12 protein-coding genes are annotated in these 17,027 nt (G+C 61.1%); 3 read left to right on the top strand and 9 right to left on the bottom strand.

Translation table 11 applies throughout. The annotated features are described in order from the left end of the window. Positions 1 to 103 precede the first annotated feature (103 nt). Entirely contained in the window at positions 104 to 976 is an 873-nt protein-coding gene (uppP, locus tag ACX3YD_RS26740; protein ID WP_090468403.1) for an undecaprenyl-diphosphatase UppP, read from the top strand. A gap of 60 nt (positions 977 to 1,036) precedes the next feature. Here uppP and cysS read toward each other — a convergent pair whose 3' ends face one another. Continuing rightward, on the bottom strand, positions 1,037 to 2,419 hold the full coding sequence (gene cysS, locus ACX3YD_RS26735; RefSeq protein ID WP_047527626.1) for a cysteine--tRNA ligase: 1,383 nt from the start codon (positions 2,417 to 2,419) through the stop codon (positions 1,037 to 1,039). 22 nt (positions 2,420 to 2,441) lie between these two features. Further along, positions 2,442 to 4,139 carry a glutamine--tRNA ligase/YqeY domain fusion protein gene (locus ACX3YD_RS26730; RefSeq protein WP_458961458.1) on the bottom strand — a complete coding sequence of 566 codons (1,698 nt, stop codon included), beginning with the start codon at positions 4,137 to 4,139 and terminating at the stop codon, positions 2,442 to 2,444. Between the two features lie 251 nt (positions 4,140 to 4,390). Here ACX3YD_RS26730 and ACX3YD_RS26725 point away from each other — a divergent pair, with 251 nt between their 5' ends. Both ACX3YD_RS26725 and lpxH read left to right on the top strand, forming a co-directional pair. Further along, a complete protein-coding gene (locus ACX3YD_RS26725; protein ID WP_090323535.1) occupies positions 4,391 to 4,894 on the top strand; it encodes a peptidylprolyl isomerase in 504 nt (167 codons plus the stop codon). Further along, positions 4,891 to 5,643 (top strand): UDP-2,3-diacylglucosamine diphosphatase, encoded by a 753-nt coding sequence (gene lpxH, locus ACX3YD_RS26720; protein WP_103405050.1) that lies wholly within the window; start codon positions 4,891 to 4,893, stop codon positions 5,641 to 5,643. Before ACX3YD_RS26725 ends, lpxH begins: the two co-directional genes overlap by 4 nt. Before the next feature lie 61 nt (positions 5,644 to 5,704). Here the strand turns inward: lpxH and ACX3YD_RS26715 are convergent, their stop codons facing one another. From ACX3YD_RS26715 to ACX3YD_RS26685, 7 genes are all read right to left on the bottom strand, one after another. Next, positions 5,705 to 7,237: a DHA2 family efflux MFS transporter permease subunit gene (locus tag ACX3YD_RS26715; protein ID WP_458961457.1), complete on the bottom strand. Its 1,533-nt coding sequence runs from the start codon at positions 7,235 to 7,237 to the stop codon at positions 5,705 to 5,707. Between the two features lie 126 nt (positions 7,238 to 7,363). Beyond that, complete coding sequence (locus tag ACX3YD_RS26710; RefSeq protein WP_458961456.1) at positions 7,364 to 8,566, bottom strand: HlyD family secretion protein; 1,203 nt, start codon at positions 8,564 to 8,566, stop codon at positions 7,364 to 7,366. 15 nt (positions 8,567 to 8,581) lie between these two features. Continuing rightward, positions 8,582 to 10,051, bottom strand: coding sequence for an efflux transporter outer membrane subunit (locus ACX3YD_RS26705; RefSeq protein WP_458961455.1), 1,470 nt, complete (start codon positions 10,049 to 10,051; stop codon positions 8,582 to 8,584). Next, a complete protein-coding gene (locus ACX3YD_RS26700) occupies positions 10,048 to 10,521 on the bottom strand; it encodes a MarR family winged helix-turn-helix transcriptional regulator (RefSeq protein WP_103405046.1) in 474 nt (157 codons plus the stop codon). The genes ACX3YD_RS26705 and ACX3YD_RS26700 overlap by 4 nt, the downstream gene beginning before the upstream one ends. Before the next feature lie 192 nt (positions 10,522 to 10,713). Beyond that, positions 10,714 to 14,382 carry a translocation/assembly module TamB domain-containing protein gene (locus ACX3YD_RS26695; protein WP_458961454.1) on the bottom strand — a complete coding sequence of 1,223 codons (3,669 nt, stop codon included), beginning with the start codon at positions 14,380 to 14,382 and terminating at the stop codon, positions 10,714 to 10,716. Beyond that, positions 14,379 to 16,106 carry an autotransporter assembly complex protein TamA gene (locus ACX3YD_RS26690; protein WP_458961453.1) on the bottom strand — a complete coding sequence of 576 codons (1,728 nt, stop codon included), beginning with the start codon at positions 16,104 to 16,106 and terminating at the stop codon, positions 14,379 to 14,381. The genes ACX3YD_RS26695 and ACX3YD_RS26690 overlap by 4 nt, the downstream gene beginning before the upstream one ends. A gap of 78 nt (positions 16,107 to 16,184) precedes the next feature. Beyond that, the gene (locus ACX3YD_RS26685) at positions 16,185 to 16,835 is read right to left on the bottom strand and encodes a GNAT family N-acetyltransferase (RefSeq protein ID WP_103405084.1); all 651 of its coding nucleotides are present in this window, start codon (positions 16,833 to 16,835) and stop codon (positions 16,185 to 16,187) included. Positions 16,836 to 17,027: the final 192 nt, after the last annotated feature.

Genomic DNA, 17,027 nt, shown 5'->3' with positions numbered 1-17,027 from the left:
CCATTGACCGCAGCGACCAGACTGTGACGAAATGTTTCAGCTTTTCGCCCCACTCCTTTTTTTCCAGACCCTTCCTCCTCCTGATCTTCACAGGAAAAGTGCTTTGACCAACATCTGTTCTACCGGCCTTGATATCGGCTTTGCCTCGCTGGATTACCTGCAAATCGGCTTCCTGGGCATCGTTCAGGGCATCACCGAATTGTTGCCCGTGTCCTCCACCGCGCACATGCGCATCGTGCCCGCCCTGCTCGGTTGGCCCGATCCCGGCTCGGCGTTTTCCGCGGCCATGCAGTTGGCCGCACTGGCGGCGGTGGTCAGTTATTTCTGGCGTGACGTCAGGCAAGTTGTCAGCGGCAGTGTCGGCGCGGTACGCCAACGCGATTACAACAACCAGTGGTTCATCCTCGCGGTGGCCATCGTGCTGGCGACCATTCCCATCGGTATTGCCGGCGTGGCCTTGTCCTCGACGCTCAATGCCTGCAACTCGCCGTTGCGGGGGCTGATGGTGATCGGGATTTCCTGCGTGGTCATGGCGGTTTTGCTCGCGGCCGCCGAACTCAGTTGCCGGCATCGCCGCACCGTTGGCGAAATGCGCCTGCGTGATGCACTGATCGTTGGCATTGCCCAGATCGGCGCGCTGATTCCCGGCGTGTCGCGCTCGGGGTCAACGTTGACGGCGGCGCTGTTCCTCAATTTCAAACGTGAAGAGGCCGCGCGGTTCTCCTTCCTGCTGGGGCTGCCCGCGATCGCCCTGGCCGGCTTGAAGGAGCTGTGGGTGTTGTTCCATGCTGATCTTCCCGCGCAAGCCTGGGCGCACCTGTTTTTTGGCCTGGTGATCGCCAGCATCTCGGCGTTTTTCGCCATCTGGGGCCTGATGCGCTTTCTGGAGAAGTTCTCCACCTGGCCGTTTGTCATCTACCGCGCGGTGCTCGGAATCTTCCTGATTGTCGCGGTCAGCACCGGACTCCTGAGCTAACGCCCGCCACAAAAAACAAAACCCGCACAAGGCGGGTTTTGTTTTTTACGGATCAAGCAATCAGTCAGCCAGACGCCAGGTCGTCCCACCCTTGCCGTCTTCCAGCACCACGCCCATGGCGGTGAGCTGGTCGCGGATGCGGTCGGATTCGGCCCAGTCTTTCCCGGCACGTGCCGCCAGACGCGCAGCAATCAGCGCCTCCACTTCAGCGGCATCCACGCGCCCTTCGGCACCGGCCTGCAGGAAGTCGTCAGCCTCAAGCTGCAACACACCCAGCACGCTGGCCAGTTCTTTCAGGCGCGCCGCCAGACCGGCTGCCGCATCGAGATCGGTCTCGCGCAGGCGGTTGATCTCGCGCACCATCTCGAACAACACCGCACAGGCTTCAGGCGTGCCGAAGTCGTCGTTCATCACCGTGGTGAAGCGCTCGACGAACGCTTCGCCGCCAGCCGGAGCCACGCTCGGCAGGCCCTTCAGCGCGTGGTAGAAACGCTCCAGTGCGCCTTTGGCATCCTTGAGGTTGTCTTCCGAATAGTTGATCGCGCTGCGGTAGTGGCTCGACACCAGCAGGTAACGCACGACTTCCGGGTGGTACTTGGCAAGCACGTCGCGAATGGTGAAGAAGTTGTTCAAGGACTTGGACATCTTCTCGCCATTGATGCGGATCATGCCGCAATGCATCCACGCGTTGGCGTAGGTCTTGCCGGTGGCCGCTTCGCTCTGGGCGATTTCGTTTTCATGGTGCGGGAACTCGAGGTCACTGCCGCCGCCATGAATGTCGAAGGTCTCGCCGAGGCAGCAGGTGGACATCACCGAGCACTCGATGTGCCAGCCCGGACGCCCGGCGCCCCACGGCGATTCCCAGCTCGGCTCGCCCGGCTTGACGCCTTTCCACAGCACGAAGTCCAGCGGATCTTCCTTCGCTTCGTCGACCTCGATCCGCGCACCGATGCGCAGGTCCTCGACCTTCTTGCGCGACAGCTTGCCGTAACCCATGAACTTCGCGACGCGGTAGTACACGTCGCCATTGCCCGGGGCGTAGGCGTAACCCTTGTCGATCAGGGTCTGGATCATCGACAGCATGCCCGGGATGTGGTCCGTGGCACGTGGCTCCATGTCCGGCTTGAGGATGTTGAGGCGCGCCTCGTCCTCGTGCATTGCGGCGATCATGCGCTCGGTCAGCGCGTCATACGGCTCGCCGTTCTCGCGGGCACGATTGATGATCTTGTCTTCGATGTCGGTGATGTTGCGCACATAGGTCAGGTTGTAACCGCTGAACCGCAACCAGCGGGTCACCAGGTCGAACGCGACCATGCTGCGGCCGTGGCCTATGTGGCAGTAGTCATACACGGTCATCCCGCAGACGTACATGCGCACATTGTTGCCATCCAGCGGCTTGAAGACTTCTTTGCTCTTGGTGAGCGTGTTGTAGATCGTCAGCACTTTAAATTTCCTTGACGCAGAATCACTGGCCCCACGAATCACGCAGGGTCACGGTACGGTTGAATACCGGCTGACCTGGTTTCGAATCCTTGATATCGGCGACGAAGTAACCTTCGCGCTCGAACTGGAAACGGTCTTCCGGCTGTGCATTGCCCAGCGAGGGTTCAGCACGACAACCGATGAGTACCTGCAGCGAATCAGGGTTGATGTTGTCCAGGAAACTCGCGCTGTCTTCAGCCTTCTCCGGGTTCGGAGAGCGGAACAGACGATCGTACAGACGGACTTCGCACTCGACGCTGGCAGCGGCCGGCACCCAGTGGACCACGCCCTTGACCTTGCGGCCTTCGGGGTTCTTGCCCAGGGTGTCCGGGTCGTACGAGCAACGCAGCTCGACGATGTTGCCGTCGGCGTCCTTGATCGCTTCGTCGGCACGGATCACGTAGCTGCCGCGCAGGCGCACTTCGCCGTTTGGCTCCAGGCGCTTGTAGCCTTTTGGCGGCTCTTCCATGAAGTCTTCACGGTCGATGTAGATCTCACGGGCGAACGGCAGGACGCGCACGCCCATGTCTTCTTTCGGATGGCATGGCAGTTCGAGGTTCTCGACCTGGCCTTCCGGGTAGTTGGTGATCACGACTTTCAGCGGACGCAGTACGCACATCGCGCGCGGGGCGCTGTGGTCGAGGTCGTCGCGGATGCTGAATTCGAGCATGCCGAAGTCGACCACGCCGTCGGAACGGTTGGTGCCGATCATCTCGCAGAAGTTGCGGATCGATTTCGGCGTGTAGCCACGGCGACGGAAGCCCGACAGCGTGGACATGCGCGGGTCGTCCCAGCCGTTGACGTGCTTTTCGTCGACCAACTGCTTGAGCTTGCGCTTGCTGGTGATGGTGTAGTTCAGGTTCAGGCGGCTGAACTCGTACTGGCGCGGGTTGGCCGGCACGGGCAGGTTCTCGAGGAACCACTCGTACAGCGGACGGTGGCTTTCGAATTCCAGGGTGCAGATCGAGTGGGTGATGCCTTCGATGGCGTCCGACTGACCGTGGGTGAAGTCGTAGTTCGGGTAGATGCACCACTTGTCACCGGTCTGGTGGTGGTGGGCGTGACGGATGCGATACATGATCGGGTCGCGCAGGTTCATGTTCGGCGAGGCCATGTCGATCTTGGCTCGCAGCACACGTGCACCGTCCGGGAATTCGCCGGCGCGCATGCGGGCGAACCAGTCCAGGTTCTCTTCGACGCTGCGGTCGCGGAACGGGCTGTTGCGGCCTGGCTCGGTCAGGCTGCCACGGTATTCCTTGGCTTGCTCAGGGGTCAGGTCGTCGACATAGGCCTTGCCGGCCTTGATCAGCTCGACGGCCCAGTCGTGCAACTGGTCGAAATACTGCGAGGCATAGCGCACTTCACCGGACCATTCGAAGCCCAGCCATTTGACGTCGCTTTCGATTGCGTCGATGTATTCCTGGTCTTCCTTGGCCGGGTTGGTGTCGTCGAAACGCAGGTGCGTGACGCCGCCGAACTCCTGGGCCAGGCCGAAGTTCACGCAGATCGACTTGGCGTGACCGATGTGCAGGTAGCCGTTGGGCTCAGGCGGGAAACGCGTGACGATCTGCGTGTGCTTGCCCGAGTCCAGGTCTGCCTGGATGATCGGCCGCAGGAAATTGACCGGCACAGCAGGGCCGGTCTTGGCATTCGAGGTAGGGTCGACAGTGGGCTTGCTCATAGGATCCTTGAACGTACAAGTGCGTGGCCGTAATAAAGGCCGGACAAAACAAAGCCGCTATCATAGCCGATGCCGTCAAGCAGCTGACAGAGCAGGCCTGCAAACGGTCGCATTTAATGGGGCGTAAATGAAAAACAGCCTCGAAATTCGCGTCTGGCACGCTAAACTGCGCACCTTGGCCGAAAACGGCTGAACCGGTGAAGGGACCGCAATGTCCCGAAATCCACGAATTCCCTGAATGAGTAGTAATCATGACCCAAGTCAAACTGACCACCAACCATGGCGACATCGTCCTGGAACTGAACGCCGAGAAAGCCCCGATCACCGTGGCCAACTTCGTCGAATACGTCAAAGCCGGTCACTACGAAAACACTGTTTTCCACCGCGTCATCGGTAACTTCATGATCCAGGGCGGCGGTTTCGAGCCTGGCATGAAAGAAAAGAAAGACAAGCGCCCAAGCATCCAGAACGAAGCCGACAACGGTCTGCCGAACGAGAAGTACAGCGTGGCCATGGCGCGCACCATGGAGCCGCATTCGGCTTCCGCCCAGTTCTTCATCAACGTGGCTGACAACAGCTTCCTGAACCACAGCGCCAAGACCACTCAGGGCTGGGGCTACGCCGTGTTCGGCAAAGTCGTTGCAGGCACCGACGTTGTCGACAAGATCAAGGGTGTTTCCACCACCATGAAGGCCGGCCACCAGGACGTACCAGCAGACGACGTGATCATCGAGAAAGCCGAGATCATTGAGTGATATTGCTGATTTCAGACTTGCATCTGGAAGAGGAGCGCCCGGACATCACCCGGGCGTTTCTGGATTTGCTCGCCGGACGCGCCCGCTCGGCGAGTGCGCTGTACATTCTGGGCGACTTTTTCGAGGCATGGATTGGCGACGATGCCATGACGCCGTTCCAGCGCTCCATCTGCCAGGCCCTGCGCGACCTCAGCGACAGCGGCACGGCCATTTTTCTGATGCACGGCAATCGCGACTTCCTGCTCGGCCAGGCCTTTTGCAAACAGGCCGGCTGCACCTTGCTGAAGGATCCGAGTGTCGTGCAACTGGCAGGCGAGCCGGTGCTATTGATGCACGGCGACAGCCTCTGCACCCGCGACGAAGCCTATATGAAGCTGCGTCGCTACCTGCGTAACCCCGTCACGTTGTTCATCCTGCGGCATCTGCCGCTGCGCACGCGGCATAAACTGGCGCGCAAGCTGCGCAGTGAAAGCCGCGCGCAAACGCGGATGAAGGCCAACGACATCGTTGATGTCACCCCCGAAGAAATTCCGCGAATCATGCAGGAATACGGGGTGAAAACCCTGATTCACGGCCACACCCATCGCCCCGCCGTGCACAAGCTGCAACTGGGCGATCAAGCCGCCCGGCGCATTGTCTTGGGGGATTGGGATCGTCAAGGGTGGGCGTTGCAAGTGGATGATCATGGGTTTGCGTTGGCGCCGTTCGATTTCGCCCCACCGCCGCAATTGGCTGCCCCCGCCAACTAATTTGCACAACAAATAACCTGCAGGAGCGAGCCTGCTCGCTCCTACAGGGATTGTGCTTGTATCAATGTCCGGCGGAAGCCGCCGGCCCGGCCTTGGCGGTAAAGGGGGGCTTGGCCAGCCACACGATCAGGATCAACCCCATGAACATCCAGCCCAGCAGCGTGAAATAGTCCACCGTGGACATGATGTACGCCTGGCTGATCACCATTTGGTCCATCTGCGTATAAGCCTTGGCCCCTGCCCCGCCCAATTGATGCAATGCCTCGCGGGTGGCCGGGTCGAACGGGGTGATGCTTTCCGTCAGGTAGGCATGGTGCTGGTCGGCGCGGCGGATCCAGATCCAGGTGGTCAACGACGCCGCGAAACTACCGCCCAGCGTACGCAAGAACGTCGCCAGGCCCGAGCCGTCGGCGATCTGGCTCGGCGGCAGGTCCGACAGCAGGATGGTCAGGGTCGGCATGAAGAACAGTGCCACGCCAATACCCATGAACAGCTGCACCAGGGCGATGTGCTGGAAATCCACCTCATTGGTGAAGCCGGCGCGCATGAAACAACTCAGACCGATGGCCAGGAATGCCCCGCCCGCCAGTACCCGCATGTCGAATCGCGGTGCGTATTTGCCGACGAAAGGCGACAGCAGCACCGGCAGAATGCCCAATGGCGCCACGGCAAAACCGGCCCAGGTCGCGGTGTAACCCAAGCGGGTCTGCAACCATTGCGGCAGGATCAGGTTGATCCCGAAGAATCCGGCATAGCCCAGCACCAACACGATGGTGCCAAAGCGGAAGTTGCGGTGGGCGAACAGCCGCAAGTTCACCACCGGGTGCTCATCAGTCATTTCCCAGATCACGAAAAACGCCAGGGCAACCACGGAAATCACCGAGCCGATAATGATGAAACTGGACTCGAACCAGTCGGCATCGTTGCCTTTGTCGAGGACGATCTGCAATGCGCCGACGCCGATGATCAACGCGATCAGACCCACGTAATCCATGGGTTGGCGGCTGGTGACCACCGGACGCGTCTTCATCTGCTGGGTGACCACCCATGCGGCGAACAAACCGATCGGCACGTTGATGAAGAAAATCCACGGCCAGCTATAACTGTCGGTGATCCAGCCGCCGAGGATCGGCCCGGCAATCGGTGCCACCACCGTGACCATCGCCAACAGCGCCAATGCCATCCCCCGTTTCGCCGGAGGGTAAACCGCAATCAGCAGTGTCTGGGTCATCGGATACAACGGCCCCGCCACCACGCCTTGCAGCACGCGAAAGCCCACCAATTCCGGCATGGACGTGGAAATGCCGCACAGGAACGAGGCGAGCACGAACAGCAGTGTCGCCCAGACAAACAGCTTCACCTCACCGAAACGCCGACTGAGCCAGCCAGTCAGCGGCAAGGCGATGGCGTTGCTGACGGCAAATGAAGTGATCACCCAGGTGCCTTGCTCCGAACTCACCCCGAGGTTGCCGGAAATCGTCGGCAGCGCCACGTTGGCGATGGTGGTGTCGAGCACCTGCATAAAGGTCGCCAGCGACAGGCCGATGGTGCTCAGCAGCAGGCTGGGCGGGGAAAAAGACGCGTTATTGCTCATCGCGAATCCTTTGGAGCTGAATTTTTTGCAGCGGGATTGGCGCTGCGCCTGTTACAGGCGCAGCTGACCCTGTGGGAGCGAGCTTGCTCGTTCCCACAGGGGGGCGGCGTGCTGTACACAGGCGAATCAGCGTTGCGCGGTTTTGCTGACTGCCGCGCTGTTGTCGTGGATCAGTTGAGTAATCATCGCGTCGGCCTCGGCCAGCTGACGGTCATAGATGGTGGTGCTGAACGACGCCTTTTGCGGTGGCTGTTGCGCCAGCACCGGGCCACTCTGGTCATGCAGGTTCACATCGACCACGGTCGACAGGCCGACCCGCAGCGGGTGCCTGGCCAGCTCATCGGCGTTGACGTGAATCCGCACCGGCACGCGCTGCACGATCTTGATCCAGTTACCGGTGGCGTTCTGCGCGGGCAGCAGGGCAAACGCGCTGCCAGTCCCGGCGCCAAGGCTGTCGATGGTGCCGCTGTATTTCACGGCACTTCCGTAAAGGTCGGTTTCGATTTCCACTGGCTGGCCGATGCGCATGTCACGCAACTGGGTTTCCTTGAAGTTGGCGTCGATCCACAACTGATCCAGCGGGATCACCGCCATCAGCGCCGTGCCCGGCTGCACACGCTGGCCAAGCTGCACGGTACGCTTGGCCACGTAACCGGTGACCGGCGCGATCAAGGTGCTGCGCGAATTGTTCAGGTACGCCTGACGCAATTGCGCGGCGGCGGCCATCACGTCCGGATGCGACGACACCACGGTGTCATCCACCAGGGCGCTGGTGGTTTTCAGTCGCTGCTTCGCATCGGCCAAGGCGTTTTGCGCCGAGGTCAGGTCATCACGGGCGTGGGACAGTTCTTCCTGGGAAATAGCCCCGCCCGCCGCGAGGTTCTTGCGGCGATTGAAATTGTCCTGGGCTTTCTGCACTTCTGCCTGCTGGGCATTGACCTGGGCTTTCTGGCCGTCGACGTTGCTGTACAGGCCGCGCACCTGACGCACGGTACGGGCCAGATTGGCCTGAGCACTTTGCAAACCGATTTCGGCATCGTTCGGGTCGAAGTTCACCAATACCTGACCTTCGTGCACCAGATCGCCATCATCGGCACCGATGCTGACCACGGTGCCGGTCACCAGCGGAGTGATTTCCACCACGTTGCCATTCACGTAGGCGTCGTCGGTGCTTTCGCTCCAGCGACCGTAAAACTCGTGGTAGGCCCAGACGCCCGCACCGCTCAGCGCCACCGCCACCGCGAGGATCAGCAGCATGAACTTGCGCTTGCCCGAGTTGGGATTGCCTGGAGTGTTTTCAGCAGTTTGAGTTGTATCGGCAGTGGCCATGGCAAATACCTTGAATTAGTGGCTCAGCGTGGCTGGCGATGTGTTGGCAGACGCGAGGTTGTCGGGTGCAAACCCGCCACCCAGCGCCTGCATCAGTTGGATCGACAAGTCGATCTGCTCGGCATTCAGGTTGGCCAGCTGCCGCTGGGCCTGGAGCAGTTGTTGCTCGATGCTGAGCACGTCCAGGTAGTTACCGATGCCGGAACCGTACCGCTGGACCACGGTGTTGTAAGAGTCCTGGGCGATGTCAGTGGCGTGTTGTTGGGCGGCGATTTGCCGGCCGATGTCACGCAACTGGTTGATGCTGTCGCTGACATCCCCCAACGCCTTCACCAGGCTTTTGTTGTACTGCGCCACCGCGAGGTCGTAATCGGCGTCGCGGGAGTCGAGGTCGGCGCGCAGGCGGCCGCCATCGAAGATCGGCAGTGAAATCGTTGGCCCGACGTTGAAGAAACGACTGGCCGAACCGAACATCGCGTCACCCAACAACGATTGGGCACCGGCCGCCGCACTCAGGTTCAAGTTGGGATAAAACTGGGTTTTGCCAGCGTCGATGTTTTTACTGGCTGCCTCAACCCGCCAGCGCGCCGCTACCAGGTCCGGGCGACGACCGAGCAACTCGGCCGGCAGCACCGATGGCAACGCCACGGCGCTGGCCTGAAGGACTTTCGGCCGGGCGATCTCGTTACCGCGGTCCGGGCCCTTGCCCAGCAGTACGGCCAGGGCGATTTTGGCGCTTTGCAGGCGTTTCTCGGCGTCAATCAGGTTCGCTTCAGAGGTGGCCTCCAGGCTTTCGGTCTGCTGGAACTGGTACTGACTGTCGATCCCGGCGCTCAGGCGGCGCTGGCTCAAATCGAGCATCTGCCGGGTGCGCTTGAGGTCTTCGGCAGACAAGTCATAAACGATGTGCGCCTGCCCCAGATCGCTGTACGCGCGGGCCACGTCAGCGGACAAGGTCAACTGTGCGGCCTGCTGATCGATTTCAGCGGCACGGGCCTGGCCCAATGCGGCTTCCCAGGCGTCTCGCTGGCCACCCCAGAGGTCGAAGTTGTAATTGAAACTGGCGCCGATGTTACGCAGGGTGGAGTAGTTGTCGCCCTGCCCGCTCGGGTCTTGATCACGGGCCAGACGCGAACGGGTCACGCCGGCGCTGGCATCGATAGTCGGCATCCGCGCGGCATCGGCGGCGTATGCGGCGGCGCTGGCCTGATGGGCACGGGCGTCGGCGATCTGCATGTCAGGGCTGTCGTGCAGGGCTTCGCGAATCAGGCCGTCGAGCTGAGGGTCGCCGAGGCTTGTCCACCAGTCGCTCTTCGGCCAGGCCGCCGGCGAAAGCTTCACACCGCTGAGGGATTGCCCGGCCTTGAGGTTTTTCGCCTCGAGGCTGACACCTTCGGTATTCAGGCCGCTGTAATTGGCACAACCGGCGAGGGTCAAGGCCAACAGCACCAGGCTCAAACCGGTACGCAGGGTTTTGCTGCTCATTTGTCACCTACCCGCAGCAAGGTGATCGCGTCACCGGCTGCCACCAGGATTTTCTTCAGGATCTGTTCCAGGGTCTTCAACTCTTCAGGGGTGATGCCGCTCGCCAGTTCGTTCATGGCTTCGGCACCGATGTGCGGCAACAGAGCAGCCAGTTTTTGGCCCTCTTCGGTCAACACCAGCTGGATCTGCCGGCGATCGGCTTCGCAGCGTTGGCGGGCAAGTAAACCTTTCTGTTCCAGACGATCGAGCATCCGGGTCATCGAACCGCTGTCCAACGACAGGTGCCGGCACAGCTCGGCCGGGGTATCGACGCCGAACTGGGCCATGATGATCAGCACCTTGAACTGCGCGGCGGTGATGCCGTGGGGCTCCATGTGCGTGTCGATAATCCGGTCCTTGAGCAACGCAGCGCGTCCGAGCAGCAAGCCAAGGTGGCAATTGTGGAAATCGTCTGGGGTGAAATGTTTCATCTGGACACCAGTTAGCTGCCTAGGCAGTGAATGTATGTCGAGATATTACTGCTTAGGCAGCGAATGTCAACGCAATAGTTAGCATGCTTTGTAATTAGTTGACTAACGGCGTCGGATATTAACGGCGAACGCGGTGATGCCTTCGCTGGCAAGCCAGCGAAGGTTCAGAGCACGTATTGGAGAAAACGGGACCTAGAAATCCCGCTTGTAGAAGATGTCCAGCGAACTGGCCACGCCGCCAGCGGCTTCGAGGTAGACCTTTTTGCTCAGTTTGTAACGCAAGGCAATGGTGTTTGCCGGTTCGAACACGCCCACGCCATAGCGCAGGCTGAGCTTCTCGGAAAGGTTGCCACTCGCCACCACGCTGGTGGTGTTGCCGCTGCCCTGGGTGTCGAGCTGGAAGTCCTGAATACCCAGGTTCTTGGCCAGCCCGCTGGTGACCCCGGAACTGCCCATCAGCCCCAACCCGAGGGCCGCCTGGGCGAGCATGTTGTTGTCCTCGCCGTTGCTGCTCAGCGGACGGCCCAGCACCAGGTAGGACAGCGCCTGTTCCTGGCTCATGGCCGGCTCGGAGAAAATCTGCGTGGTCGGCTGCTCGGCGCTGCCGCTCAAGCGAATGCCGGCGATCACGTCGTCGGTCTTGCGAATGGCTTCGATGTCGAGGTAAGGCTGATCGATCGGCCCGGCAAACAGTAACCGCGCCCGGCGCACGGTCAACCGCTGACCGTAGGCGCGATAGCGGCCGTCGTTGAGCCAGAGTTCCCCCCGGGTGTCCATGTTGTCGCCGATGTGCACATGACCTTGCAGATTGGCCGTGAGGCCAAACCCGGCGAAGCTCAGTTTGTCCTCGCCGACCACCACATCGATGTCCATCAGCGTGGCCATCGGCGGCTTGCCCTGTTCGGTCTGCTGGCCGACGATCACCGTGTCACCGGAGACTTTGACCGTCGATGGCGGCAGCTCGCGAATGGTGATTTCGCCCTTGGGCACCTGCACTTTCCCGGAAACCGCGAGCTTGTCGTCCTTGATCGAGATCTTCAGGTCCGGCGCCACTTCCAGCTTGGCGTAAGGCTCGACGGTGACCGGCAACTGCGTGCCCTTGAGCGCCAGGTCCACCACCAGCGCCTGACCCCAGGCAACGCTACCGCTCAAACTGCCCTGGCCGGTCTTACCGCTTTTCCAGCCACCGTTCAATTGCACGGTTTCGCCGACGATGACGGCCTGAAGTTGCAATGCCTCGATCTCCATTGGCAGTTCCGGCCCGGAAACCTGGCCATCGCTGAGCAACAGATTGCCATTGACCTGGGGCGCCAGCAGCCCACCTGAAATCGTGCCGCTGCCGTTCAAACGGCCAGTCAGCTTTTCGACCATGGGCACAAACGGTCGCGCCACCGACAGGTCCAGGCCACTCAAGCGGAAGGAACCGCTCAGGGGTTTGTTCTTGGGCAGCGGGTTGATCTGCGCCTGCATCATCAGTTCGCCGAGCTTGCCACCGACGAAGTTGAGGTCTGTGTCGATGCGTTTGGGCGTGAATTGGCTGGTGAGCTTCAGGGTCTGGTACGGGAAGTCCAGCCACTGGTCTTTCTCGCGCATGCGCAAGACGCCACCGCTGGCGTCGAGGCTGACCTGGCCGTTCGGGCCGCTGGCCGGAAGATCCAGTTGCACGTCGGCGTTGAGTCGGCCCTGCCAGGCAAAGTCTTTGGGCAACCACTGCGCGAGGCTTTCGATAGGGAACTGCTTGAGGTGATAGCGCAGTTTCGGATCAGGCATCAGGCGCTGGTCTTCGCCGCACAAACTGGCCGGGCCGGACTGCCAGCAATGGGCACCGAAGTTGATCTTGCCGTCCGCCAGCCGCTCCAGTTTTGCCGGGCCCTGCAGCTTCCAGTCCTGGCCACCGGCCTGGATATCGCCGCTGGCCAGGCGTCCGCGCCAGTTGCCTTTGTCCAGGCTGCCGTCGAGACCGAGGGCCAGTTTCAGCTTCGGCCCTTGCAGATCGAGGGTCAGTTTCTGGTTTTTGATATCGCCCTGCCCACTGGCGGTCAGGGTGCCAAGGGAAGTATCGCCGGCCTGGATCCCGCTGCCCTTGAGGTCGATTTTCGCCCGTTGGGCGCTGTCGAGGGTGGCGTCCAGGTTCAGGCTTTGCAGCCGATTGTCGGCGAACGCCAGCTGAGTGCCTTGCAGGTCCAGCTTGCCTTGCGGTGCCTTGAGCGTACCGGCGACATCGATCCGGCCATTGAGCTGGCCGCGCAATTGCGGCCAGAGCTGGGCCAGACGCGGCAGCTTGATATCGATCTGCCCGGCGACCTTCTGTTGCAGGCTGCCCTTGCCGCTGATGCTGTTGTCGCCCAGGCGAATCTGCAGCGCATCGAAGTTCCACTGCTCGCCGCCGCCATTGGCCTTGGCCTGGATCACCGCAGGCTGGCCACGCAGTTTGCCTTTCAAATCGAGGTCGGCGCTCAGGCTGAGTTTTTCATCCTTGACTTCCCCTTGGCTGCGCAATGGGCCGGCCAGGGTGCCGGGCAATTCCGCCACCCAGTACGCCGGGTTGATCGCCGACAAATCCAGCGCGGTATCCCAGGCGATGCCATTGTCGAACTGCAGGTTCAGATGCCCTTCAGCCTTGCCCTGGCCGGCCGTAAGTTGAATCTGTTGCAGGTAGATTTTCGTCAGGTCACCCGCGAACGGACTGGTCAGGCTGAACGCCCCGGCCGGGCCGTCCAGCGCGGCGTTGAAGTGGCCGAGGTACTTACCGTCCGTGTAGGAAACTTCGCCATTGAAGCTGCGCAGAGCCACTTGCGGCTCATCGATCAGCGGATAGAGGCGGTGCCACGGAAAGTCCAGCCAATCGATTTTCGCCTCGGCACTCAGGCCTTTGCTCCAGTCGACTTGCCCGGAAAGCTTGAGGTTTTGCTTGTCGCTGGCCGTCAGGTCGAGCGCGGCGATCTGCGCGCCATTGGCGTCGACCTTGCCTTGCAACATCAGCGCTACAGGTCCTTGTTCGGCCGGCAACGTGGCCTTGCCGAGCAGCGCGTAGCCGTTTTTCAGGTCGCCGTCGCCCGTGAGTTCAAGCTGATTGAGTTGCAGGGTGTCCGGCAGGTCGGCGCCGGGCTTGAAACCGTCAGCGGTGATGCGCACCTTGGCCGGCAGGTTCTCCACCAGCGGTTGCAGTTGGCCGGTCAGTTGGCCGTTGAGGTATCCGCTGCTGTCGGCTTTCAGGTTGAGGGTCTTGAGCAAATCGCCGTCGATTTTCAGGGCCAGCGTCCAGGGCGCGGGGGTCGACAGGGTCAATTGGCCTTCAGCGCTGAGCGGCCAGTTGCCGCCGGGTTGCAACTGCCCGGTCAAATTCAGGTTCAGATCGTCCCGCTGCAGTTTTACCGAGTCGATCTGCATCCCCTTCTCGGTCCAGTGCGCCGTCAGTTGCAGGCCCTTGAGCTGCTCGCTGCCGTTGAACCGCACGCTGCCGATTTGCACGTCACCCAACTCTAGCGCCACCGGTAATTTCAAATCCGGCAGGCTGATCGGCCCGCTGCTTTGTTCTTCACCGCCCGGCGGGAATTGCAGGCTGACCTGATCAGCCTTCAATTGTTCGATGCACAAGGTCATGCGCGTCAGGCACAGCGGCGACCAGGCAAAAATCACCTTGCTCAGCTCGACCCGACTGGCGTCCTGCTGCCACACAACGCGATCGGCGCTCCATTGCCCGCCCAGCCGCCCCTGGAAGTTGTCCAGGGTCAAACCCGGCACAAAGCCAAGCGCCCACCGGCTGCCCGCCGCCGTGCCCAGCACCGTGGCCAGGGTCAGGGTGACCAGCATCAGCAGCGTCAGGATCGCCAGCAGCGATAGGTTCAAACCACGCTTCACAACTCGGGCCCCATGGAAAAGTGCAGTCGAATGCCGCCATCGTCATCCAGCGCGTGGGCCAGGTCGAGGCGGATCGGCCCCACTGGCGACACCCAGCGCACACCGATACCGACACCGGTCTTCAGATTCGGCAGTTCAAGTGTATTGAAGGAATTGCCCTGGTCGATGAACGTGGCGACACGCCATTTTTCGGCAATGGAATATTGATACTCCGCGCTGGCGGCGACCATGTAGCGGCCCCCGATGCGGTCACCCTCATTGTTTTCCGGGGACAGGCTCTGATAGTCGTAGCCGCGCACGCTCTGATCGCCACCGGCGAAGAAGCGCAGCGATGGCGGTACCGACTTATAGCCGTTGGTGGCACTGCCGCCGACTTGCACCCGACCGAGGAAGCGGTGTTTGTCGAACACCGTGGTCAAGCCCTTCACCAGCGCCGTGCCGTACACCAGGTTGTTATCCGACCCCAGACCTTCCTTGGCCACCTTGCTTTCGAATTGCAGGCGATAACCATTGTGCGGGTCGATGCGGTTATCGCTTTTGAGGTACGAATAGCTCACGCCGGGCATCAGCAGGTTACTGAGTCCCGAGTCGTCGCCGAGCCGGTACTCCTCGCGTTGCCACTTGAGTGACACCACCCGCTGCCATCCACTGGGCAACTTGCTGTGCCATTCGGGACCGATGGTCAGGAGTTTGCTGAGGCTGTCCCTGTCCGCGATTTCCTCATTCTGATAACCACCGGCGAAACGCAGTTTGTCCGTCAGTGGCGGGTCCAGCGGAATGTCATAGAACACCCCGACGTTTTGCCGTGGCGCCGAGACCTCGGTTTCCCAGCCATAGCTGTGCCCCTGCGGATTGACCCAATGCCGCGTCCAGTTGGCTTTGATCCGCGGGCCGACATCGGTGGAGTAACCCAGGCCAAGGCCCATGGTCCGCGGCTTGCGGGTTTCGAGCCGGACGTCCACCGGGATCACATTGTCCCTGGAGGCGGTCGGTGCCGCGTCCACTCGCACGCCCTCGAAATAACCGCTCGATTGCAGGGCCTGGTTGAGTTCGGCAATCAGCTCGGAGTCATACGGCGCGCCTGCCTTGAACGGCACCATGCGTTGCAGCAGGTCTTCGTCGAAGGGCGTATCGCCTTCGAAACTGACCTTGCCCAGGGCGTAACGCGGACCACTGTCATAGACCAGCTCGATATCGGCCACGCCGGCTCGCGGGTCCACCGACAATGTCGAACGGGTAAAACGCCCGCTGAAAAAGCCATAGCGCGAGGCCTGGTTCTGGATCAGCCGCTTGGCATCTTCATAATGGCCATGGTTGAGCACCGCACCGGTTTTCAGCGAATGGTCATTGGGCACACGAAAGGATTTGAGCGAGGCGGCCGGGCCGTCGATGCGGATGGTGACGTTGCGCAGATGCACCGGTTCGCCGGGGTCGATGTTCAGTATCAGGCGTGGCGTCTTGCCGCCCTTCACGTCGCTGTCGATGTGCGGCTGGTAATAACCCAAGGCCTGGGCGGCCTTGCGCGCCTGTTCCTCGGCGCCCCGACTGAAGCGCAGCAAGGCTTCTTCGTCACGATCGCCGAGACTGCCGACATAGCCCTCTATATTGGCTTTCAGTTCATCGTTGGACGGTTTGATCCGCACATCCAATTCACTTTGGGCCAGCGCCGCGCAGCTGGAAATCAGCATCAGCACGCCACTGGTAATTCTTCCTGGAAACTTCATAGGCGCGGATGCTATCACGAGCATGCTTGATGAACATGGGAGCGTGATAGAGCCCGGTGCGCCCCAAAAGTTCGACGATTATGCCGTTGCGCTTTGCACGACTTGAGGATTGGCGTGGAAAAACACGTGCTCGCGGATTGGTCCTACAGCGACCTCGCCAATTTCCTCGTAACCCTGTCGCTTATAGAACTCCAGATATCGAGGATTGCCGGTGTCGAGCACCACGCCCTGAGAATGTTCATCCACCGCGCACCAGTTGTGCACCGCTTGCAGCAGTTGTTCGCCGAAGTGTTTGCCCTGGAATTGCGGATGAATCCCCAGCAATGGCAGCAAATGCACCGAGTCGGACGGCACACAAGCCATCACCGCATCGTGATATTCAAGGTAGCGACGGGTGCAGCGAAACCCGGTGCTCAGCACCATCCGCAGGCGCCAGGCCCAACTTTCAGTGATGCCCAGGCGCCGTTGCGGCGGTGCGATCAGGGCGATGCCGATCAAGCGATCGTTGACCAGCAGGCCGATGGCCGGCAAATCCTGGAGAAAGTGCTGCTTGACCAGCTCGCGCACCGTGGCGCGCACCCGCTGTTCATAGCCGGGACGCTCGGCTTCGAACAGGTAGCCGAACGTCGGCTCGTGCCGGTAAGCCTGGTACAACAGGGAACGTGCTTCGCGGGAATAGCCCCTGTCGAGCATGTGAATATCGGCGATGGCGGTGGACGTTTCGGGCATGACGGTCATTCTCCCCGGCACAGCTCGAATGGCTGTGCTCTTGTTGGTAGGAGCCTTTGGGTGGCAACACAGTTCCCCCCCACAGGTATAGACCAGACTCGCCGATCAGTCAGTCAATATAAAAGCCGGCTGCACCCACTCCATCCCAACACTGGCCCGATGCCGACATGTCAGCTAGCATCGCCCTTTTGC

It is taken from the genome of Pseudomonas fluorescens group sp. PF-1 (assembly GCF_054481335.1).
The sequence above is the reverse complement of the archived record's forward strand: the minus strand, read 5'-3'. Positions and strand labels throughout refer to the sequence as shown.

Bases quoted from the DNA above. Each gene is read 5' to 3' on its own strand.
- ACX3YD_RS26730 (WP_458961458.1), bottom strand. From the start codon at position 4,139: ATGAGCAAGCCCACTGTCGACCCTACCTCGAATGCCAAGACCGGCCCT.
- ACX3YD_RS26725 (WP_090323535.1), top strand. From the start codon at position 4,391: ATGACCCAAGTCAAACTGACCACCAACCATGGCGACATCGTCCTGGAA.
- ACX3YD_RS26715 (WP_458961457.1), bottom strand. From the start codon at position 7,237: ATGAGCAATAACGCGTCTTTTTCCCCGCCCAGCCTGCTGCTGAGCACC.
- ACX3YD_RS26710 (WP_458961456.1), bottom strand. From the start codon at position 8,566: ATGGCCACTGCCGATACAACTCAAACTGCTGAAAACACTCCAGGCAAT.
- ACX3YD_RS26705 (WP_458961455.1), bottom strand. From the start codon at position 10,051: ATGAGCAGCAAAACCCTGCGTACCGGTTTGAGCCTGGTGCTGTTGGCC.
- ACX3YD_RS26700 (WP_103405046.1), bottom strand. From the start codon at position 10,521: ATGAAACATTTCACCCCAGACGATTTCCACAATTGCCACCTTGGCTTG.
- ACX3YD_RS26690 (WP_458961453.1), bottom strand. From the start codon at position 16,106: ATGAAGTTTCCAGGAAGAATTACCAGTGGCGTGCTGATGCTGATTTCC.
- ACX3YD_RS26685 (WP_103405084.1), bottom strand. From the start codon at position 16,835: ATGCCCGAAACGTCCACCGCCATCGCCGATATTCACATGCTCGACAGG.